Genomic DNA, 19,948 nt, shown 5'->3' on the forward strand with positions numbered 1-19,948 from the left:
CACGCGGCCGGCACGGTCACGCCGGTACGTGCACGGCCTCCACCCGGCTCGCCACCAGCCGCTCCCGCTCCCGCCGTTGCGTACGCGCCCGCAGGCGCAGGATCTGCACCACGCCGAGCGCTTCGAGGACGAAGACGGACGAGAAGGCGATCCGGTAGTCGCCGCCGGTCGCGTCCAGCAGGACGCCGACGGCGAGCAGCGTGAACATCGAGGCGACAAAACCGCCCATGTTGACGATTCCGGAGGCCGTGCCCTGACGCTCGGGCGGGTTCGCGGGGCGGGCGAAGTCGAAGCCGATCATCGACGCGGGGCCGCAGGCGCCGAGGACCACGCAGAGGGTGATCAGCAGCCACCCCGGCGCGTGCGCGCCCGAGTACGCGAGGGTCGCCGCCCACAGCACCGCCGTCGCGCCGACCGTGCCGAGGGCGAGCGGGATCCTGGCCTCGTGGTGGCGGCCGATGACCTGCCCGTACACCAGCCCGACGACCATGTTGGAGAGCACGACGAGGGTCAGCAGTTCACCGGCGGAGGCGCGGGACATGCCCTGCGCCTCCACCAGGAACGGCATGCCCCAGAGCAGCAGGAAGATCATCGCGGGGAACTGCCCGGTGAAGTGCACCCACAGCCCGAGGCGGGTGCCCGGCTCACGCCAGGACTCGGCTATCTGCTTGCGTACGTAGGCCGTTCCGGCGTGCCGGGACGGCGGCGGCTCGTGGCCCTCCGGGTGGTCCTTGAGGAACAGGAGCAGCAGCACGAGGACGACCACCCCCGCCAGCGAACTGCCCGCGAAGGTCGTGGTCCAGCCGAGGCCGTGCAGGGTGCGGGAGATGAAGACGGTGGAGACGAGGTTGCCGGCCATCCCGAAGAACGCGGCGACCTGCGCGATCATCGGCCCGCGCCGGGCCGGGAACCACCGGGTGCCGAGCCGCAGGACGCTGATGAACGTCATCGCGTCGCCGCAGCCCAGCAGGGCGCGCGACGCGAGAGCCGTACCGTACGAGGTCGAGAACGCGAAGCCCAGCTGGCCGACGGTGAAGAGGACCACGCCGAACGTCAGCATCCGCTTCGTGCCGACCCGGTCGACCAGGAGGCCGACGGGTATCTGCATGCCCGCGTACACGAGGAGCTGGAGGATCGAGAAGGTGGAGAGGGCGGAGGCGTTGACGTCGAAGCGGTCCGCCGCGTCGAGTCCGGCCACTCCCAGGCTCGTACGGAAGATGACGGCGACGAAGTAGACCGCGACGCCGATGCCCCAGACGCCCAGGGCGCGGCGCCCGCCCGGTGGGTCGCCCGGCAGGCCGACGGCGGCGGCGCTCACCGGTCCTCACCCCTGACCAGCACCTTGACGCGGCTCACATGGCGGCGGATGCTCCGCGCGGCGCCCTCGGCGTCGCCGGACCTGACGGCGTCGAGGAGTTCGGCGTGCTCCTCGATGCTCTTGGCGACCCGCTCGGGGTGGGCCTCCAGCACCGCCACGCCCATCCGCAACTGCCGGTCCCTGAGCTGGTCGTAGAGCTTCGACAGGATCTCGTTGCCCGCGTAGCGCACGATCTCCGCGTGGAAGCACCGGTCGGTGACGGCGAAGGCGGCGAGATCGCCGATCCTGGCCTTCTCGCGCTGCTCCTCCAGCACCTCTTCCAGCCGGGCGATCAGCCGGGCGGAGGCCGGGACCGCCTTCCGTACGGCGAACTCCTCGACCAGCAGCCGCGTTTCGACCACGTCGGCGATCTCCTGCACGGAGACGGCGAGGACCAGCGCGCCCTTCTTGGGGTAGAGCTTGATCAGCCCTTCCACCTCCAGCTTGAGCAGCGCTTCCCGGACCGGGGTACGGGACACCCCGACGGCCTCGGCGAGTTCGCCCTCGGTGAGGAGGGTGCCGCCCTCGTAGCGGCGGTCGAGGACGGCCTGCTTGATGTGGCTGTAGACGCGGTCGGCGGCGGGCGGCTGTTTGGCGGGGGACTGGTCGACGGGGGCGGCGGAAGGCATGCGCACAGCTTAGATACAACAGAGGTGCAACAGAACCTCCGTCCGCATGGCGGACCGCGCCCGGTCCCGACCCGGTCCCGGCCCGGCTCCGCCCCGCCGCCGCCGCCCGCCGCCCGCCGCCCGCCGAACATCAAACATTCGCAAACTCGTGCGCCCCGTACATCCCTGGGGGATCCTCAGGAGTCTTACCTCGGACCCCTCTTTCAGGAGGGCCCGCACACGTCGCTTGTCACCGCATTCGCGAACTCGGAGCGTTTCCTTTGATATCCACCCTCCCGGGCATACGCAAGGCCGCCGTGGTCGCTCTCGGCGCCGGTCTCCTGCTGGCCGCCTCTCCCCTGGCCTCCTCCGCGCAGGCCGCCACCAAACCGACGGTCGGCGGCAAGGGCGCCTTCCTGCTGAACAACTCGTCCAGCGCCACGGTCTTCAGCAAGGCCCCCGACACCAAGCGCCAGATGGCCAGCACCACGAAGATCATGACGGCCGCCGTGGTGCTCAGCACCAAGGGCGTCGACCTCAACAAGAAGGTCACCGTCAAGCAGACCTACCGCGACTACGTGGCCAAGGAAGGCGCGAGCACCGCCGACCTCAGGACCGGCGACAAGGTGACGGTCCGCCAGCTCCTGTACGGGACGATGCTGCCCTCCGGCTGTGACGCGGCGTACGCGCTGGCCGACACGTACGGCACGGGAACCACCGTCGCCGCCCGGACGAAGTCGTTCATCTCGAAGATGAACGCGAAGGCGAAGTCGCTCGGCCTCAAGAACACCAAGTTCGACTCGTTCGACGGCATCTCGGCCGGCGGCAACAACTACACGACCCCGCGCGACCTCGCGAAGATCGCGCAGTACGCGATGAAGAACAGCAACTTCCGCGCCGTCGTGAAGGCGACGAAGTACGTGGCCCCGGCGACGACGAGCACCGGCAAGAAGCGCACGTACACCTGGTACAACACGAACAAGCTCCTCGGCTCCTACAAGGGCGCCATCGGCATCAAGACGGGCACCGGCACCGCCGCGGGCCCCTGCCTGGTCTTCGCCGCCACCCGTGGCAGCAAGACGCTGGTGGGTGTGGTCCTGAACGGCTCGGACCGTTACGCGGACGCCGCGAAGCTGCTCGACTACGGCTTCGGCACGAAGACCGCCAAGACGATGAAGCTGCGCACGCTGCCGGCCTCCGCCCAGCAGGACTGACCGCGCGGCACGGCTGATCGACCGGACGCCGGTCCACTGATCGCGAACCGGCACGAAGGGGGCGGGGCCACGACGGTGGCCCCGCCCCTTCATGACGAAGAGGGATGACCGGAATGGCGAACATATCCGTCGTGCGGGCGGACGACTCCGACGCGGACGAGGTGACGGCCGTCCTCTCGACCGGGTTCCACCAGGACCCCGTGAGCGGCTGGATCTTCCCGGACGAGGCCGACCGCGTACGGCTGCACCCGCCGTTCTTCCGCCCCTTCGTGGAGCTGACGCTCGCCGAGGGCGCGATCTGGACGACCCCCGACCGCGCGGCCGTGGCGCTCTGGCTGCCGGTCGACGTCACGGCGCACGGCGGCGGGCCGGACCTCAGGGCGCTGTACGAGCCCCTCCTCGGCGCGTACCACGCGGAGCGGATCGGGGCGTTCGACATCCGGTCCTCGGCCAACCACCCGGCCCACACGAACCACCAGTACCTGCCGTTCATCGCCGTACGGCCGGAGCGGCTGGGCGAGGGGCTCGGTACGGCCCTGCTGACCGACCGCCTGGACGACCTCGACCGGCAGGGCGTGCCGTCGTACCTGGAGGCGAGCAACGAGCGCAGCGCGAAGCTGTACGCGCGCCTGGGCTACGCCCACCTGGACGTCACCACGGATCTGCCGGGCGGGCCGACGCTGTACCCGATGTGGCGCGATCCGGCGCGCTGAGAGGCCGACGAACAGACGAACCCACGAACTGAAGGCATACCGACAGCGGGCCGCGGACGTCTCACGTCCGCGGCCCGCCCGTGTTCCGGTGCCGTGCCGTCAGGCCCAGGTGATCAGCCGCTTGGGCTGTTCCAGGATCGCGGCGATGTCCGCCAGGACCTTCGAGCCCAGCTCCCCGTCGATCAGGCGGTGGTCGAAGGACAGCGCCAGGGTGGTGACCTGGCGGGCCTTGACCTTGCCCTTGTGCACCCAGGGCTGGAGCTTGATCGCGCCGACGGCGAGGATCGCCGACTCGCCCGGGTTGAGGATCGGCGTACCGGTGTCCACGCCGAAGACCCCGACGTTGGTGATGGTCACCGTGCCGCCCTGCATCGCCACCGGCGTCGTCCGGCCCTCGCGGGCCGTGGACACCAGGTCGCCGAGCGCGGCGGCCAGTTGGGGCAGGGTCTTGTCGTGCGCGTCCTTGATGTTCGGGACGAGCAGACCGCGCGGGGTCGCGGCGGCGATGCCCAGGTTCACGTAGTGCTTGACCACGATCTCCTGGCGCGCCTCGTCCCAGGTCGCGTTCACCTCGGGGTGGCGCTTGATCGCGACGAGCAGGGCCTTGGCGATGAGGAGCAGCGGGTTGACCCGCACGCCCGCCATCTCCTTGTCGGCCTTCAACTCCTCGACCAGCTTCATCGTGCGGGTCACGTCGACGGTGACGAACTCCGTGACGTGCGGCGCGGTGAACGCGCTGCCCACCATGGCCGCCGCCGTGGCCTTCCGTACCCCCTTGATGGGGATACGGGTCTCCCGCGCGCCGGCCGCCGGGGCGGGGGCCGCCACGGGGGCGGTCGCCGGTACGGGGGCGGGGGCGGGCGCCTGGACGGGCTCGGCGGGCGCGGTCGCCGCGTGGACGTCCTCGCGCGTGATGACCCCGTCGGGACCGGTCGGGGTGATCGCCCCCAGGTCCACGCCGAGGTCCTTGGCCAGCTTGCGCACGGGCGGCTTGGCCAGCGGCCGGGTCCGCGCGGGCTCCTGGACCGGTACGGCCACGGAGGTCGCGTAGCCGTTCATCTCGGCCTGTACGGCGGCGGCCGCCGCCCCCTGCCCGGGGACGGACGGGGACGGGGTCGCGGGGCCCCTGCGGGCGCGGCGCTTGGTGGACGCCTCGGCGACTCCGTACCCGACGAGGACGGGCGTACGACCGGCGGAGGCGGCGGTACCGGTCCCGGTGGAAGCGGAAGCGGAACCGGCGCCCGTAGCGGCAGAGGACGAGGCGGGCGCGGAAGCCTCCGAAGCCTCCGAAGAGGACGCAGACGACGGAGCCACCGGCTCCGCCCCCCCGCTCCCCGGCGCCACGTCCACCGTGATGATGGACTCCCCGACGTCGACGGTCGTGCCCTCGGCGAAGCGCAGCTCGTGCACCACCCCGTCGTACGGGATGGGCAGTTCGACCGCCGCCTTCGCGGTCTCGACCTCGCACACCACCTGGCCGTCGGTGACGACGTCACCGGGCTGGACGTACCACTTGAGGATCTCGGCCTCGGTGAGCCCCTCGCCCACGTCGGGCATCTTGAACTCGCGGTAGCGCGTGGACGTGTCAGCAGTCATGGTCACGGCACTCCTCAGTACGCGAGCGAGCGGTCGACGGCGTCGAGCACCCGGTCCAGGCCCGGGAGGTATTCGTCCTCCAGGCGGGCCGGCGGATACGGCGCGTGGAAGCCGCCGACGCGCAGCACCGGGGCCTCCAGGTGGTAGAAACACCGCTCCGTGACGCGGGCGGCGATCTCCGCGCCCGAGCCGTAGAACACCGGCGCCTCGTGCACCACCACCAGCCGGCCGGTCTTCTCCACCGACGTCTGGACGGTGTCGAAGTCGATCGGGGAGATCGACCGCAGGTCCAGGACCTCCAGCGACTTGCCCTCCTCGGCGGCGGCCGCCGCGGCCTCCAGGCAGACCTTCACCATGGGGCCGTACGCCGCCAGGGTGAGATCGGAGCCGCTGAGCGCGACCCGCGCCCTGTGCAGCGGGCCGGGGATGGCCTCGGGGTCGACCTCGCTCTTGTCCCAGTAGCGCCGCTTCGGCTCGAAGAAGATCACCGGGTCGTCGCTGAGGATGGCCTGCTGCATCATCCAGTACGCGTCCGAGGACGTCGACGGCGAGACGATCTTCAACCCGGCGACGTGCGCGAACAGCGCCTCGGGGGACTCCGAGTGGTGCTCGACCGCGCCGATGCCCCCGCCGTACGGGATACGGATCACGACGGGCATCTTGATCTTGCCGAGCGCGCGGGCGTGCATCTTCGCGAGCTGCGTGACGATCTGGTCGTACGCGGGGAAGACGAAGCCGTCGAACTGGATCTCGACGACCGGGCGGTAGCCGCGCAGCGCGAGGCCGATCGCCGTGCCGACGATGCCCGACTCGGCGAGCGGGGTGTCGATGACCCGGCCCTCGCCGAAGTCCTTCTGGAGCCCGTCCGTCACCCGGAAGACCCCGCCGAGCTTTCCGACGTCCTCGCCCATGATCAGGACCTTGGGATCGGTCTCCAGGGCCTTGCGCAGCGATTCGTTGATCGCCTTCGCGAGAGGAAGCTTCTGTACGGCCATGATCACTTACCCCCCTCGGCGGAGTCGGCGGAATCGGCGAACGACGCCTGGTACGCGGCGAACTGCGCGCGCTCCTCGTCGACGAGCGCGCTCCCGTCCGCGTACACATGGTCGAAGATCGCCAGACGGTCGGGGTCCGGCATCGCCCGTACGGCCTCGCGGACGCGCCTGCCGAGCGCCTCGCTCTCCTCCTCCAGACCGGTGAAGTACGCCTCGTCGGCGTGCCCCTCCCGCTCCAGGAGGCGGCGCAATCGCAGGATCGGGTCCTTGGCCCGCCAGGACTCCGTCTCCTCGTCGGCGCGGTACTTGGTCGGGTCGTCGGACGTGGTGTGGGCGCCCATGCGGTACGTGAACGCCTCGACCAGCATCGGCCCCTCGCCCCGGCGCGCCCGCGCCAGCGCGGAGCGGGTCACCGCCAGACAGGCCAGGACGTCGTTGCCGTCGACCCGGACGCCGGGGAAGCCGTACCCCTGCGCGCGCTGGTAGAGCGGCACCCGCATCTGCTTCTCGGTGGGCTCGGAGATCGCCCACTGGTTGTTCTGGCAGAAGAAGACCACCGGCGCGTTGTAGACGGCGGCGAAGGTGAACGACTCCGCGACGTCGCCCTGGCTGGAGGCGCCGTCGCCGAAGTACGCGATCACGGCGCTGTCGGCGCCGTCCTTCGCCACCCCCATGGCGTAACCGACGGCGTGCAGGGTCTGTGAGCCGATGACGATCGTGTACAGGTGGAAGTTGTTGGTGCCCGGGTCCCAGCCGCCGTGGTTCACGCCGCGGAACATGCCGAGCAGGTTGATCGGGTCGACTCCGCGGACCCAGGCCACTCCGTGCTCACGGTAGGTGGGGAAGACGTAGTCGTCGTCGTGCAGGGCGCGGCCCGAACCGATCTGGGCGGCCTCCTGGCCCAGCAGCGACGCCCACAGCCCGAGCTCTCCCTGGCGCTGGAGCGAGGTGGCCTCGGCGTCGAAGCGCCGGGTCAGCACCATGTCCCGGTACAGGCCCCGCAGCTCCTCGGGGGTCAGGTCGATCTCGTATTCCGGGTGCTCCACGCGCTCACCCTCGGGGGTGAGCAGCTGTACGAGCTGGGGCTCGGAACTCTGCTGCTGCGGCGTCCTCCTGGCGCTGGTGCGCTTGGTGCCGCTACTGCGTCGCGGTTTGCGCGGGGCAGTGCTCTCCACGGTCACGTGCGTGCTCCTCCGTCTGTCCGGCCCCCGGGATCCGCCGGGAACCAGTGCGGCTCGCCGCTTCCGTCCGTCCGCACAGGGTGGGTGCGGGTCGGCCGGGACCGGCGTGACAAGTTGCCCCGGCGAGCGCCCTGTCAGAGGCACGTTACCCAGTGGGCGGCATTCCCGCGAAACCCCTTGTGACCTGCGATTTTGCTCGGATATCCAAGTAAATCGAGGGAAGTCGGAAACACCCACTGGTCACAGCCTTGCAGGCCGCCGGAACAACGGCACGTTATCCCGGCGGATCCGTGCCAGGGAAGGGCAGGCGGAGGGTGAGTGTGTGAGACTGATTTATGTGGGTGAAGACGGAAAAATCTCAGTATTCCTGGTCGATGACCACGAAGTCGTCCGCCGCGGTGTCCACGAGTTGCTCTCCGTGGAGGCGGACATCGAGGTGGTCGGCGAGGCGGGCACGGCCGCCGACGCGATGGCGAGGATCCCCGCCACCCGTCCGGACGTGGCGGTGCTCGACGTACGGCTGCCGGACGGCAGCGGGGTCGAGGTGTGCCGCGAGATCCGCTCGCGCGACGAGGACATCAAGTGCCTGATGCTGACGTCGTTCTCGGACGACGAGGCGCTGTTCGACGCCATCATGGCCGGGGCCTCGGGCTATGTGCTCAAGGCGATCCGGGGCAGCGAACTGCTGAGCGCGGTACGGGACGTGGCGGCGGGACGCTCGCTGCTCGACCCGGTGGCGACCGCCCGGGTGCTCCAGCGCCTGCGGGACGGCAGCGGCCCCAAGCCGGACGACAAGCTGTCGGGCCTGACGGACCAGGAGCGCAGGATCCTCGACCTGATCGGCGAGGGCATGACGAACCGCGCGATCGGCGAGCAGCTGCACCTCGCCGAGAAGACGATCAAGAACTACGTGTCCAGCCTGCTGTCCAAGCTCGGCATGGAACGGCGCTCGCAGGCCGCCGCGTACGTGGCCCGCCTCCAGGCCGAAAGGCACTGATACGCCCCGATTCCGACCGGAGTGCGCGGGCCCTTTCGGGACCAACGTCCCGCGGCATCGGGGGCTGCCTCCCCTGGTGAGAGGGGGCGCGGTGACGGAGAGTGGACGTCATGCCCACCACGACCCAGGAACTCCGCGCACTGGAGCTGCTCACCCTCGTCTCGTACGGACGGGTGGCGACGACGATGCGAGCAATGCCGTTCGTCGCGCCGGCGCGCCACGTCGTGGCGGACGGGGACGTGCTGCTGCGGATGCACGCGGGCCACGGCTACCACCGGGCCTGCGCGGGCGGGGTGGTGGCGTTCGGCGCGGACAACTTCAACGTGGAGGGTTCCGGCCTCTGGTCGGTGCAGCTCACGGGGACCGCACAGATCATCGAACCGACCCCCGCAGAGCTGGAGCTGTTCGGCCCGGCGCCGACCCTGATCGACGGCGAACCCTACGAACCGGCATATATGCGACTGACGCCGCAGTTCTTCTCCGTACACACGCTCGACTACTCCGCAGGGCGACAGACCAGGCACACCGTGTGATCTAACATCTGACATGTGCTGCGCTCATATGCAATGGCTGTGCCCGCCGCGATGCCGGCGACCCCCACCCTCACGTTCGTTCCACCCGCTCACCGGCCCACCGCCCACTCCCGTCCGCCCGTCGGAGCGCTGCTCCGCCGCTACCGCGGCGCGGGCGAGCCGCTCTCCTGCGAACCGGTCGCCCAAGGGCTGCTGAACCGCGGCTACCGGCTGGCGACCACCCGGGGCTCCTACTTCCTCAAGCACCACCTGGACGGCGACCACGAGGCCGTCGCCCGCCAGCACCGGGCCACCCGGCGATTACCGGGCCACGGCGTGCCGGTGGCCGAGGCCGTCGAGAACGCCGCCGGCGAGACCGTCACCGTCATCGGCGGCCACTGCTTCGCCCTCCACCCCTGGATCGAGGGGCGCCACCGCGACGGCGCCCAGCTGACCCGCGCCGGATCGGAGCGCCTCGGCGCCCTCCTCGGGCTCGTCCACACCGGCCTGGAGCAGGTGATGGAGGCGGACCCGGTGGCCCTCACCCACGCCCTCACGTACGACAGCCAGGACCCCGCCTCGACGTTCGCCCTCATCGACGAACTCCTCGCCCTGGCCCGGCACAACGCCCCCCGCAACGCCTTCGACGAACTGGCCGAGCACCGCCTGACCGAGCGTCGGACCCTGCTGGAACGTCACGCCCACCGCCGCCCGCCCCCGGGCGCGGAACCGGCCACGGGATGGGTGCACGGCGACTTCCACCCGCTGAACCTGCTCTACCGGGGCGCCGAGCCGGCCGCGATCGTGGACTGGGACCGGCTGGGCGTGCAGCCGCGCGCCGAGGAGGCCGTACGGGCGGCGGCGATCTTCTTCGTACGGCCGACCGGTGAGCTGGACCTGACGAAGGTACGGGCCTACGCGCGCGGCTACCGGCGGGCGGCCGGCGCGGGCTCCGCCGAACTGGCCGCCGCCGTGCACCGGGTGTGGTGGGAGCGGCTCAACGACTTCTGGATACTCCGGTGGCGCTACCAGCTGGACGACCGGAGGGCCGACCCGCAGTTCGCCGCGGTGTCGGCCCTGGCGGTGTGGTGGACGCGGGAGTACGAGGCGGTGCGTGAGGCGTTCGCGGGGTGACGCGACAGCGCGGTGACCGCACGGGGGTGCGAACGCCTCACGCGGGGCGGGTACGGGGTCAGGGGGTGGTGGCGCCTTCCGTGCCCGCCACGGCCCCGGCGTCCGTGCCCGCGACCGCGCCCCCGTCGGTGGCGCCCGGGTCGCCCGTCGTGGCCGGCTCCGAAGGCCCGCCCGACGGCTCGCCGTTGGTGCTGCCGCCGTCCGTGGTGCCCCCGTCCGTCGTACCGCCCTCGGTGCCCCCCGTGTCCGTGCCGGTGTCCGGCGAGGACGGCGTCTCCGACGGCTCCTTGGAGGGGGAGAACGACGGGGTCGGCTTGCGCGGAGGCGTGTAGTCCGGCTGCTGCTGGCCGCCCGACGACGTGTCGGGCTCCTCGGTCTCCTCCGACTTGGACTCGCTCGGCGTGGGCTTGTCGGAGGGCGTCGACTCGCTCGGGCTGACCGAGGGCTTCGGGTTCTTGTCGCTGTCGTCCTTCGCGCCCATGCCCTGCACCGCGAAGGCGACACCCGCCACGATCGCGACCAGCGCCAGCGCGACGAACAGCAGCATCTTGCCGCGCCCGCCACCGCCCTGGCCGCCGTGACTGTTCACGTACGCGCCGTCGTTCGGGTTCATCGGCGGCAGGATCGGGCGCTGCGAGGTCTCGCCGTGCGGCGGGTGCCCCATCGCGGTCGTCGCGGCCATGCCCATCGGCGGGGTGCCCCCGCCGTGCGCGTCGACCGGGCCGGTGTTCCAGGTGTGGGTGTGGCTGCCCTGCTGCTGGAGCATCTGCATGCCGTACTGGATGAGCCCGCGCATCTCCTCGGCGCTCTGGAACCGGTCGTCCGGTTCTTTCGCGAGGGAGCGCATCACCATGCCGTCGAGCTCCGGCGGCGCCAGCGGGGAGACCTCCGAGGGCGGCACCGGGATGTCCTGCACATGCTGGTAGACGACGGACAGCGGCGTCTCACCGGTGAACGGGGGCCGCTGCGCCAGCAGTTCGTACAGCAGGCAGCCCGTCGCGTACAGGTCGGACCGGTGGTCGACCGACTTGCCCAGCGCCTGCTCGGGGGAGAGGTACTGGGGCGTGCCCATGACCATGCCGGTCTGCGTCATCGTCGACTGCGCGCCGTGCAGGGCACGCGCGATGCCGAAGTCCATGACCTTGACCGCGCCGCTGTGCGTGATGATCACGTTCGCGGGCTTGATGTCGCGGTGCACGATGCCGTGCTGGTGCGAGTAGGCCAGCGCCTCCAGCACGCCGGAGACGATGATCAGCGCCTGCTCGGGCGGCGGGGCCTCCGCCTCCATCAGCAGCTCGCGGATCGTGCGGCCCTCGACCAGCTCCATCACGATGTACGGCACGACCTGGCCGTTGACGACGTCCTCGCCGGAGTCGTACACCGCCACCACCGCGTGGTGGTTGAGCCCGGCGACCGACTGTGCCTCACGGGTGAAGCGGGCCTTGGAGATGGGGTCCTCGGCCAGATCGGCCCGGAGCAGCTTCACCGCCACGGTGCGCCCGAGCCGTACGTCCTCGGCCGCGAACACCTCGGCCATACCGCCGCGGCCCAGGCGATGGGTCATCCGGTAGCGGCCGTCGCCGACCAGTCCGCCCTCGCCCCAGGAGTCCGCGGCATCCGACACTCCGCCGCCGCTTGCTTCCGGTTCGGGTGCCATCAGTCCTCGCCGTCGTTTCTGTCCGCGTCAAGTCCGCCAGCGCGGCCCGCGGTGGTTCGGGGATTTTCAGGGGTACGGGAATTTTCGGGGGTACGGGGATTCTCAAGGGTGCTATGCCACGTCACGCTACAGCCTTCGTGTGACACGCCGGTTCAGGATGGACCGGTCATGAAACCCGTACGGACGGGGCCGCGCAAATTACATGGAGTTCCTGTAACGCTTCCGAGACGCTCTGTCGCGCTTACGGTCACGGTACGGGCACCCGGCTTGACGTGTCCGGGGCCTGGGGCAGACTTGGCGCGTCATCGCGCAACAACGCGCGACCGTCATCGCGCACCAACGGGAACATCGCGTCAGCGGCACGGCATTCAGCGCGCACCTGCCGGCGCGCCGAGGGGGAAGCACAGTCATGAGCCAGGACGGCGCACGGGGCCGCTACGCGGGCGGTTCGGTCGCGGGCGGCCGGTACCAGCTTCGCGACCTGCTCGGCGAGGGCGGCATGGCGTCCGTCTACCTCGCCTACGACTCGGCGCTCGACCGCCAGGTCGCCATCAAGACCCTCCACACGGAACTGGCGCGCGAGCAGTCGTTCCGCGAGCGGTTCCGCCGCGAGGCGCAGGCCGTGGCCAAGCTGTCGCACCCGAACATCGTCTCGGTCTTCGACACCGGCGAGGACACCCTCTTCGAGCACGGCGCGGCCGGCGGCACCGGCGCGATGATGCCGTACATCGTCATGGAGTACGTGGAGGGGCAGCCGCTCGGCTCCCTGCTCCAGGCGGACGTCGCGCGGCTCGGCGCGATGCCGGCCGACCGGGCGCTCGGCGTGGCGGCGGACGTGCTGGCCGCGCTGGAGGCCAGCCACGAGATGGGGCTGGTCCACCGGGACATCAAGCCGGGCAATGTGATGATCAACCGGCGTGACGTGGTCAAGGTCATGGACTTCGGCATCGCGCGCGCCATGCAGTCGGGTGTCACGTCGATGACGCAGACCGGCATGGTCGTCGGCACCCCGCAGTACCTCTCCCCCGAACAGGCGCTGGGGCGCGGGGTCGACGCCCGCTCCGACCTCTACTCGGTCGGCGTCATGCTCTTCCAGCTGCTGACGGGCCGGCTGCCGTTCGACGCGGACTCGGCGCTGGCGATCGCGTACGCGCACGTGCAGGAGGAGGCCGTCGCGCCGTCCTCGGTCAACCGGTCGCTGACGCCCGCGATCGACGCGCTGGTCGCGCGGGCGCTCAAGAAGAACCCGAACGAGCGTTTCCCGAGCGCCGCCGCGATGAGCGCCGAGTGCCGGCGGGTGCTGCCGTCCGGTCCCGCGGGCGCGCCGGTGATCATCCAGGGCGCGCCGCCGAACAGCGGGGCGGGGGTCGGCTCGGCGGTCTTCCCGCCGGTCGACCAGTCCGCGCAGGCGCCGGGGCCGTACGACATGCGGACGCCGTACCAGCCGCCGGCGCACCAGACACAGCCTCAGCAGCCCCGGCCCCCTCAGCACCCGGGCGTGTACGGGCCGCCGGCCCCGGCGCCGCAGGTGGCCGGCCCCGGCTACGGGTACCCGCAGGCCGCCCCGTACCAGAATCCGGGCCAGCACACCCCGCCGCCGTACGGGATCGCTCCGCAGCAGACCGGGGGCGGGACGGGCGGCAAGAAGCGGAACGTGCCGGTCATCGTGGGCGCGATCGTCGTAGCCCTGCTGGCGATCGGCGGGCTGGCGACGGCCATGTCGCGGGGCAGCGGCTCCGAGGACAACGGCGGCGGCGGGGCGGACCCGACCTCCAGCAGCGCGGCGGTGGACGGCTACCGGCCGCCGGACCGCAGCCGGACCATCGACGAGGACGCGTGCACGGATCCGCAGGAGGACCCGTCGGACCCGGCCAAGATCTCCGTACCGGACTTCCGGTACAAGGACATCCTCTCCGTGAAGAAGTGCCTGAACGCGGCGCACTGGAAGTACGAGCAGCCGACGACGGTCCAGAACGGGCAGTACGCCAAGGAGACCGTGATCGAGCAGTACCCGACGCAGGGCACGGGCGTCGATCCCAAGACGGTGACCTTCACGCTGCGGCTCGCTTCGGGGTCGGCGCAGTGACGCGGTCCGACCCTTGGCCCTTCGCGCAGGCCTCCTTCGCGTAGTCCTCGTAGTCCTTACGGGGGAGGTCGGTCGCCCGGGATGCCGGAGTTGTCACTCCATGTGACGCTGGGTCCGTGATGCCCAGGCTCCGCACCCACTGCGCTCTCGCGGTCGCGTCCTTGCTGCTGGCCGCGCCGCTCGCGCGGGCCGAGGAATCCCCCTCCCCGTCCGCCGGACCCTCGCTCTCCCCCGACCCGACCGTGTCCCTGGCGGGACGGGAGGCCGGGGAGGGGCACTCCCGGCCCGGCCGGCCGACGGGGCCCCAGGTCTCCCGGCCGGGGGACACACCGGAGGAGCCGCCCGAAGACCTGCCGGAGGACAGCGCGGACCCGGACTCCACCGCCCCGCCGGACAGCCCGGCCCCCGCGTCCCCCTCCCTCACCCCGTCCCCCTCGCCCACCGGCCCTTCCCGCACGTCCCGCCCCCGGCCCTCCGCGTCCCCGGCGCCGACCTCCCGGCGCCCGCACCGCAGGCAGGCGTCCCCGGCCCCGCCGGAGCCCCGGACGACGGAACGCTCCGACAGCGCCGCCGCGAAGCCACGGGACACGGCGGACCCCTCCCGCCGACCGGAGTCCCCGCCGCCCGCCGCCGCCCGGGAACCCGGCGCGCGCGCCTTCCCGGAGCCCGTCGCGGAGCCGGTGGCGGTCCTGACCCTGGGAACCGGCATCACGCTGATCGGTCTCGGGCTCGGCTTCCTCGGCCTGCGGCTGCGCCGCCGCTGATCCGGTTCCCGCGACGCCGTCCCAGGTCTGTCGCGGTGCCGTCACCGGGCCGTATCCCTCTCACGACGGACCCGTGAGGTCCCTCTCAGGTCGCTTGCGGCCGGCGACCTACCGGGTATACATACTGAGTATGTCGATTCGCCACGGGCTTCTCGCCCTCCTGGAACGTGGCCCGCGCTACGGCTCCCAGCTCCGTACGGAGTTCGAGTCCCGTACGGGATCCACCTGGCCGCTCAACGTGGGCCAGGTCTACACGACCCTGAACCGTCTGGAGCGGGACGGCATGGTCACGCAGGACGGCGAGGACGAGGCGGGCCACGCCCTCTACGTGATCACGGAGCCGGGCCGCGGCGAACTGCGGGCGTGGTTCCGCAGGCCCGTCGACCGCACCAGCCCGCCCCGGGACGAGCTGGCCATCAAGCTCGCCATGGCGGTGGGCGCCCCGGGCGTCGACATCCGGGAGGTCATCCAGTCCCAGCGCCACCACACGATCCAGGCGATGCAGGACTACACCCGCCTCAAGGCCCAGACCCTGGACAGCACGCCGGCCGACCGCGACGAGGTGGCGTGGCTGCTCGTGCTGGACCAGCTCATCTTCCAGACCGAGGCCGAGGCCCGCTGGCTCGACCACTGCGAGGTACGGCTGATCCGGCTCGCGAGGCGTCAGGAGACGGCGGGCGGGGCGGGCGAGGCGACCGCGGGGACCTCCGCCGGGCCGGCGGAGGTCCCCGCGGTCGCGGCGGCCCCCGCGCCGGCGCCCCTCGCGCCGGAGCCGCCGGAACCGACCGCGACCACCCCCACTCGCCGGGGCCGCCGCCGCTGACCGGACCTCGCCCCGCCACGCCTCACCCGTCCCGGGCGCACGCCGCCCGTCCCATCGCCTTCAGCTCACCATCCGTACGCGCGCACACGACCGCGTACGCACAGAGGGGGACCCACCCATGCCCAAAACACCCCAGACCCCGCGGCAACCGGTGCTGCGGCTCCAGGAACTGACCCGCGTCCACGGCAGCGGAGCCACCGAGGTGCACGCCCTGCGCGGCATCGACCTCGACGTGTTCCCCGGCGAACTCGTCGCCGTCATGGGCCCGTCGGGCTCCGGGAAGTCCACGCTGCTCACCCTCGCGGGCGGCCTCGACCACCCCACCTCCGGGCACGTGATCGTCGAGGGGACGGACCTCACCACCGCCGACCGCAAGCGGCTCGCGGCCCTGCGCCGCCGCAGCATCGGCTACGTCTTCCAGGACTACAACCTGATCCCCGCTCTCACGGCGGCGGAGAACATCGCGCTCCCCCGCGAGCTGGACGGCACCTCGGCCCGCAAGGCCCGCGTCGAAGCCCTCGCCGCGCTGGACGAGATGGGTCTCGGCCAGCTCGCCGACCGCTTCCCCGACGAGATGTCCGGCGGCCAGCAGCAGCGGGTGGCCATCGCCCGCGCCCTCGTCGGCGACCGCAGGCTGGTGCTCGCCGACGAGCCCACCGGCGCCCTGGACTCCGAGACCGGGGAATCCGTCCTCGCCCTGCTGCGCAGCCGCTGCGACGCGGGCGCCGCCGGCGTCCTGGTCACCCACGAGCCGCGCTTCGCGGCCTGGGCGGACCGGGTCGTCTTCCTGCGGGACGGCTCCGTCGTCGACCAGACCGTCCGCAGCGAGGCGGACTCGCTCCTCACCGGTCAGGCGGCGGACCTGTGATCACCTGGTTCCACTCCTGGCGGGCCGCCCTGCGCATCGCCCGCCGCGACGCCTGGCGCTTCAAGGGCCGCAGCTTCCTCGTCCTCGCGATGATCGCGCTCCCCATCCTCGGGGTCAGCGCCATGGATCTGACCATACGCAGCGCCGAACTCTCCCCGCGGGAGACCCTGACGCGCGAACTCGGGCGCGCGGACGCCCGGCTCAGCGATCCGGGGCTCGCCGGGGTGCCCCTCCTCCAGGGGCCCACGGGTACGGAGTACGCCCCCGCGAAGGACTACGGCGACCGGAGCTGGCCGGACGGTCCCACCGACCTCAGGAAGGCGCTTCCCGCCGGGGCCAGCACCCTGACGGATGCGAGCGGCAGCGCGAAGCTCCGTACGACCCACGGGCTGCTCCAGGCCCAGGTCCGCGAGCTGAAGGCCACCGACCCGGCGGCCGAGGGGATCCTGCGCCTGGACCGCGGCCGTTTCCCGGCCCGCGCCGACGAGGTCGCCGCGACCACCCAGTTCCTGGAGACCAGCGGTCTGCGCGTCGGGTCGAAGCTCACCGCACGCGGACTCGACAGGGCCTACCGGATCGTCGGCGCCTACGAACTGCCCGACGAACTGAACACCGCCCAGATCAACGCCCTCCCCGGCGCGCTGCTCGCGCCGGGGAGGGCAGGCCCTCCAGGCCCAGGGACTGGACAGCTCGCCCCCGGACACCACCCAACTGGTGTCCGTTCCGGGTGGTTTCACGTGGAACATGGTCCAGCGGGCCAACACCAAGGGTGTGGTGGTCGTCTCCCGCGCCGTGGCCCTCTCGCCGCCCGCCGACGCGGACGTGCCGCTCTACCGGACGCCCGGCTGGATCTCCTACCGGACCGACCCGGCGACCGACCCGGCCGCGCTCGCCGCGGCGGGTACCGTCGTCGGCCTCGCCATGCTGGAGATCTGCCTGCTGGCCGGTCCCGCCTTCGCCGTCGGCGCCCGCCGCTCGCGCCGTCAACTGGGCCTGGTCGGGGCCAACGGCGGCGACCGGCGCCACATCCGGGCCATCGTCCTCGGCGGCGGTCTGGTCATCGGAGTCGTCGCGGCGGTGGTCGGCACCGTCCTCGGCGTCGCCCTCACGTTCGCCCTGCGACCGGTCCTGGAGAGCTATCTGGGCCAGCGCTTCGGCGGCTTCGACGTACGGCCCCTCGAACTGCTCGGGATCGCGGCGCTCGCCGTGCTCACCGGCCTGCTCGCCGCGATCGTCCCGGCCGTCACCGCGTCCCGGCAGACCGTCCTGTCCTCCCTCACCGGCCGGCGCGGCGTCCGCCGGAGCAACCGGGTGCTGCCGGCGGTGGGCCTGGTCGCGATCGCGCTCGGTGCGGCGATCGCGCTGTACGGGTCGACCGTGTCGGACAGCTATGTGATCGTCGCGGGCGGCAGCGCCCTCGCCGAGCTGGGGGTGGTCGCGATGACCCCCGTCCTGGTGGGACTGTTCGGCAGGGTGGGCCGCTGGCTGCCGCTCTCGCCCCGGCTGGCCCTCCGGGACGCCGTCCGCAACCGGGGCCGTACGGCTCCGGCCGTCGCCGCCGTCCTGGCGGCGGTCGCGGGGACCGTGGCGGTGGCCACGTACACCGCGAGCAGCGACGCCCAGAACCGGGCCGCGTACGTCCCCGACACGCCGAACGGCGTGGTGTCGCTCGTCATCACCGACGACGGCGGCCGGGACGTGCCGGCCGCCCGCGCCGCCGTACAGCGGGAGCTGCCCGTCGCCGTGTCCGCGAAGGTCGGCCGTCTTGTCGTCGGTCCCCCGCGCTGCTCGTCCGACAGCTCGGGCGAGGGCTGCGGGGCCGCCGAGGTGGCCGTACCGGACGCGAACCAGTGCCCGCTGTGGAAGGAGGAGAACGCCGACAAGGAGTTCACCTCCGCCGAGCGCCTGACACTGCGCGCCGACCCCCGCTGCCAGGACGTGGCCGTCTACCCCTCGGCCGGCGACGTGGTGGTCGCGGACAGCGCGCTCCTCCAGGTGCTCGGGATCAAGGACCCCGGCGCCGGGAAGGCGCTGGCGGCGGGCGAGATCGTCTCGTTCGACCCGCGAAACGTGGACGCGCGCGGGCAGATCGGCATCCAGCTGATCCCCGACGTCCGCGCGGCCGACCAGGCGAGGGACCAGGGCAAGAAGCTGCCGGCCGACATCAAGAAGTTCACCGCGCACGAGGTCCCCGGCAAGCCGAACGCGTACGGGTTCAAGATGATCATCCCGGCCGCCGCTGCCGAGGCGGCGGGCTTCGGCACCGTCCCGGTCGGCGGCTACTGGTCGACCACCGAGATGCCCAGTACCGCGCAGGAGCAGCGGCTCACCGCCGCTCTCGACACCCTCGGCGCCAACCCCTCCCTCGACATCGAGAAGGGGTACGTCGGCGAGAACAACATCGTTCTCCTCGCGCTGGGCGTCTTCGCCGGGCTCGTGACCATCGGCGCCGCCGGAATCGCCACCGGTCTCGCCCAGGCGGACGCCGAGGCCGACCTCAAGACGCTCGCCGCCGTCGGCGCGCCGTCCCGGGTCCGCAGGACCCTCAGCGGATTCCAGTGCGGGCTGGTGGCGGGGATGGGCGTCCTGCTCGGCACCGCCGCGGGGCTGCTGCCCGCCGTCGCCCTCCGGCTGACCGAGCGGCGGGCGGGGGAGAACCGCTACCGGCAGGCGCTCACCGACGGCCTGGGCGACGCGGTGCTGCCGCACGTCCCGATCATCGTCCCGTGGGGGACGGTGGCCGCCCTGCTGGTCGCGGTCCCGGTGGGCGCCGCCCTGCTGGCCGCCGTGGTCACCCGCTCCCACGGGACGCTGGGGCGCCGCGCGGCGACATAGACCGGGTGCGAGACAATGAATACATGGAAATGTCGAGGAACGAACGGTCGCAGGAGAGCCCTCATGTCCTGGTGGTGGGACAGGACGGGACGGCGCTCGGCGGCGGTGGAACCGACGACGAGCCGCGTGAGATCCCGGTGACGGACATGGTCGAGCAGCCCGCCAAGGTCATGCGCATCGGCAGCATGATCAAGCAGCTGCTCGAAGAGGTGCGCGCGGCCCCTCTGGACGAGGCGAGCCGGGTACGGCTCAAGGAGATCCACGCCAGCTCCGTCAAGGAACTGGAAGACGGGCTCGCTCCCGAGCTGGTCGAGGAGCTGGAGCGGCTCTCCCTCCCCTTCACCGACGAGGCCATCCCCTCCGAGGCGGAGCTGCGCATCGCGCAGGCCCAGTTGGTGGGGTGGCTGGAGGGTCTCTTCCACGGGATCCAGACGGCACTGTTCGCCCAGCAGATGGCGGCCAGGGCCCAGCTCGAACAGATGCGCCGCGCCCTCCCGCCGGGCTCGGTGCAGGAGGACGACGAGGAACAGGGCGCCCACGGCGCGATCCGCTCGGGGCCCTACCTCTAGGACTCGGGGCCCTACCTCTAGGGCGTGTGCGGCACCCTC

16 protein-coding genes and 1 pseudogene are annotated in these 19,948 nt (G+C 72.0%); 11 read left to right on the top strand and 6 right to left on the bottom strand.

Annotation, left to right across the window (positions count from 1 at the left end; translation table 11 throughout):
• Positions 1 to 16: 16 nt before the first annotated feature.
• Together ACIODU_RS02205 and ACIODU_RS02210 are read right to left on the bottom strand one after the other, a co-directional pair.
• Positions 17 to 1,318: a nitrate/nitrite transporter gene (locus tag ACIODU_RS02205; RefSeq protein WP_401762915.1), complete on the bottom strand. Its 1,302-nt coding sequence runs from the start codon at positions 1,316 to 1,318 to the stop codon at positions 17 to 19.
• A complete protein-coding gene (locus ACIODU_RS02210; protein ID WP_356418275.1) occupies positions 1,315 to 1,986 on the bottom strand; it encodes a GntR family transcriptional regulator in 672 nt (223 codons plus the stop codon). The genes ACIODU_RS02205 and ACIODU_RS02210 overlap by 4 nt, the downstream gene beginning before the upstream one ends.
• A gap of 260 nt (positions 1,987 to 2,246) precedes the next feature.
• Between ACIODU_RS02210 and ACIODU_RS02215 the strand changes: the two genes are divergently transcribed.
• Together ACIODU_RS02215 and ACIODU_RS02220 are read left to right on the top strand one after the other, a co-directional pair.
• Positions 2,247 to 3,179, top strand: a complete 933-nt coding sequence (locus ACIODU_RS02215; RefSeq protein ID WP_356418273.1) for a serine hydrolase — start codon at positions 2,247 to 2,249, stop codon at positions 3,177 to 3,179.
• 113 nt (positions 3,180 to 3,292) lie between these two features.
• Positions 3,293 to 3,892, top strand: a complete 600-nt coding sequence (locus tag ACIODU_RS02220; protein ID WP_401762919.1) for a GNAT family N-acetyltransferase — start codon at positions 3,293 to 3,295, stop codon at positions 3,890 to 3,892.
• 99 nt (positions 3,893 to 3,991) lie between these two features.
• Here ACIODU_RS02220 and ACIODU_RS02225 read toward each other — a convergent pair whose 3' ends face one another.
• The 3 genes from ACIODU_RS02225 to pdhA are packed head-to-tail and all read right to left on the bottom strand — an operon-like array spanning position 3,992 to position 7,664.
• Positions 3,992 to 5,488 (bottom strand): dihydrolipoamide acetyltransferase family protein, encoded by a 1,497-nt coding sequence (locus tag ACIODU_RS02225; protein WP_401762922.1) that lies wholly within the window; start codon positions 5,486 to 5,488, stop codon positions 3,992 to 3,994.
• A gap of 14 nt (positions 5,489 to 5,502) precedes the next feature.
• On the bottom strand, positions 5,503 to 6,483 hold the full coding sequence (locus ACIODU_RS02230; protein ID WP_356418267.1) for an alpha-ketoacid dehydrogenase subunit beta: 981 nt from the start codon (positions 6,481 to 6,483) through the stop codon (positions 5,503 to 5,505).
• A gap of 2 nt (positions 6,484 to 6,485) precedes the next feature.
• Complete coding sequence (gene pdhA / locus ACIODU_RS02235) at positions 6,486 to 7,664, bottom strand: pyruvate dehydrogenase (acetyl-transferring) E1 component subunit alpha (protein WP_356418265.1); 1,179 nt, start codon at positions 7,662 to 7,664, stop codon at positions 6,486 to 6,488.
• Positions 7,665 to 8,001: 337 nt separating this feature from the next.
• Between pdhA and ACIODU_RS02240 the strand changes: the two genes are divergently transcribed.
• The 3 genes from ACIODU_RS02240 to ACIODU_RS02250 all read left to right on the top strand — a co-directional run bounded on the left by ACIODU_RS02240 (position 8,002) and on the right by ACIODU_RS02250 (position 10,307).
• Positions 8,002 to 8,661, top strand: a complete 660-nt coding sequence (locus ACIODU_RS02240) for a response regulator (protein ID WP_401762926.1) — start codon at positions 8,002 to 8,004, stop codon at positions 8,659 to 8,661.
• A gap of 110 nt (positions 8,662 to 8,771) precedes the next feature.
• A complete protein-coding gene (locus ACIODU_RS02245) occupies positions 8,772 to 9,194 on the top strand; it encodes a pyridoxamine 5'-phosphate oxidase family protein (protein WP_356418261.1) in 423 nt (140 codons plus the stop codon).
• A gap of 33 nt (positions 9,195 to 9,227) precedes the next feature.
• On the top strand, positions 9,228 to 10,307 hold the full coding sequence (locus tag ACIODU_RS02250) for a phosphotransferase (RefSeq protein WP_401762929.1): 1,080 nt from the start codon (positions 9,228 to 9,230) through the stop codon (positions 10,305 to 10,307).
• A gap of 58 nt (positions 10,308 to 10,365) precedes the next feature.
• On the opposite strand, the gene ACIODU_RS02255 is transcribed toward ACIODU_RS02250, so the two are convergent.
• Positions 10,366 to 11,964, bottom strand: coding sequence for a protein kinase domain-containing protein (locus ACIODU_RS02255; protein WP_356418259.1), 1,599 nt, complete (start codon positions 11,962 to 11,964; stop codon positions 10,366 to 10,368).
• A gap of 409 nt (positions 11,965 to 12,373) precedes the next feature.
• On the opposite strand from ACIODU_RS02255, the gene ACIODU_RS02260 reads away from it, so the two are divergent.
• The 6 genes and pseudogenes from ACIODU_RS02260 to ACIODU_RS02285 all read left to right on the top strand — a co-directional run bounded on the left by ACIODU_RS02260 (position 12,374) and on the right by ACIODU_RS02285 (position 19,909).
• Complete coding sequence (locus ACIODU_RS02260) at positions 12,374 to 14,050, top strand: protein kinase (RefSeq protein WP_401762932.1); 1,677 nt, start codon at positions 12,374 to 12,376, stop codon at positions 14,048 to 14,050.
• 116 nt (positions 14,051 to 14,166) lie between these two features.
• Entirely contained in the window at positions 14,167 to 14,814 is a 648-nt protein-coding gene (locus ACIODU_RS02265; RefSeq protein ID WP_401762935.1) for a hypothetical protein, read from the top strand.
• A 130-nt stretch (positions 14,815 to 14,944) separates the two neighbouring features.
• A complete protein-coding gene (locus tag ACIODU_RS02270; protein WP_401762938.1) occupies positions 14,945 to 15,637 on the top strand; it encodes a PadR family transcriptional regulator in 693 nt (230 codons plus the stop codon).
• A gap of 118 nt (positions 15,638 to 15,755) precedes the next feature.
• Entirely contained in the window at positions 15,756 to 16,505 is a 750-nt protein-coding gene (locus ACIODU_RS02275; protein WP_401762940.1) for an ABC transporter ATP-binding protein, read from the top strand.
• A pseudogene (locus tag ACIODU_RS02280) lies at positions 16,502 to 19,340 on the top strand (FtsX-like permease family protein). Before ACIODU_RS02275 ends, ACIODU_RS02280 begins: the two are co-directional and overlap by 4 nt.
• Before the next feature lie 23 nt (positions 19,341 to 19,363).
• Entirely contained in the window at positions 19,364 to 19,909 is a 546-nt protein-coding gene (locus ACIODU_RS02285; protein WP_356418247.1) for a bacterial proteasome activator family protein, read from the top strand.
• Positions 19,910 to 19,948 lie beyond the last annotated feature (39 nt).

The organism is Streptomyces sp. NPDC088261 (genome assembly GCF_044740805.1).
Lineage (GTDB): Bacteria > Actinomycetota > Actinomycetes > Streptomycetales > Streptomycetaceae > Streptomyces.

Coding starts and splice junctions, on each gene's coding strand:
- ACIODU_RS02230 (WP_356418267.1), bottom strand. CDS start 6,483: ATGGCCGTACAGAAGCTTCCTCTCGCGAAGGCGATCAACGAATCGCTG.
- ACIODU_RS02250 (WP_401762929.1), top strand. CDS start 9,228: ATGGCTGTGCCCGCCGCGATGCCGGCGACCCCCACCCTCACGTTCGTT.
- ACIODU_RS02275 (WP_401762940.1), top strand. CDS start 15,756: ATGCCCAAAACACCCCAGACCCCGCGGCAACCGGTGCTGCGGCTCCAG.
- ACIODU_RS02245 (WP_356418261.1), top strand. CDS start 8,772: ATGCCCACCACGACCCAGGAACTCCGCGCACTGGAGCTGCTCACCCTC.
- ACIODU_RS02210 (WP_356418275.1), bottom strand. CDS start 1,986: ATGCCTTCCGCCGCCCCCGTCGACCAGTCCCCCGCCAAACAGCCGCCC.
- ACIODU_RS02285 (WP_356418247.1), top strand. CDS start 19,364: ATGGAAATGTCGAGGAACGAACGGTCGCAGGAGAGCCCTCATGTCCTG.
- ACIODU_RS02270 (WP_401762938.1), top strand. CDS start 14,945: ATGTCGATTCGCCACGGGCTTCTCGCCCTCCTGGAACGTGGCCCGCGC.
- ACIODU_RS02225 (WP_401762922.1), bottom strand. CDS start 5,488: ATGACTGCTGACACGTCCACGCGCTACCGCGAGTTCAAGATGCCCGAC.
- ACIODU_RS02255 (WP_356418259.1), bottom strand. CDS start 11,964: ATGGCACCCGAACCGGAAGCAAGCGGCGGCGGAGTGTCGGATGCCGCG.
- ACIODU_RS02220 (WP_401762919.1), top strand. CDS start 3,293: ATGGCGAACATATCCGTCGTGCGGGCGGACGACTCCGACGCGGACGAG.
- ACIODU_RS02260 (WP_401762932.1), top strand. CDS start 12,374: ATGAGCCAGGACGGCGCACGGGGCCGCTACGCGGGCGGTTCGGTCGCG.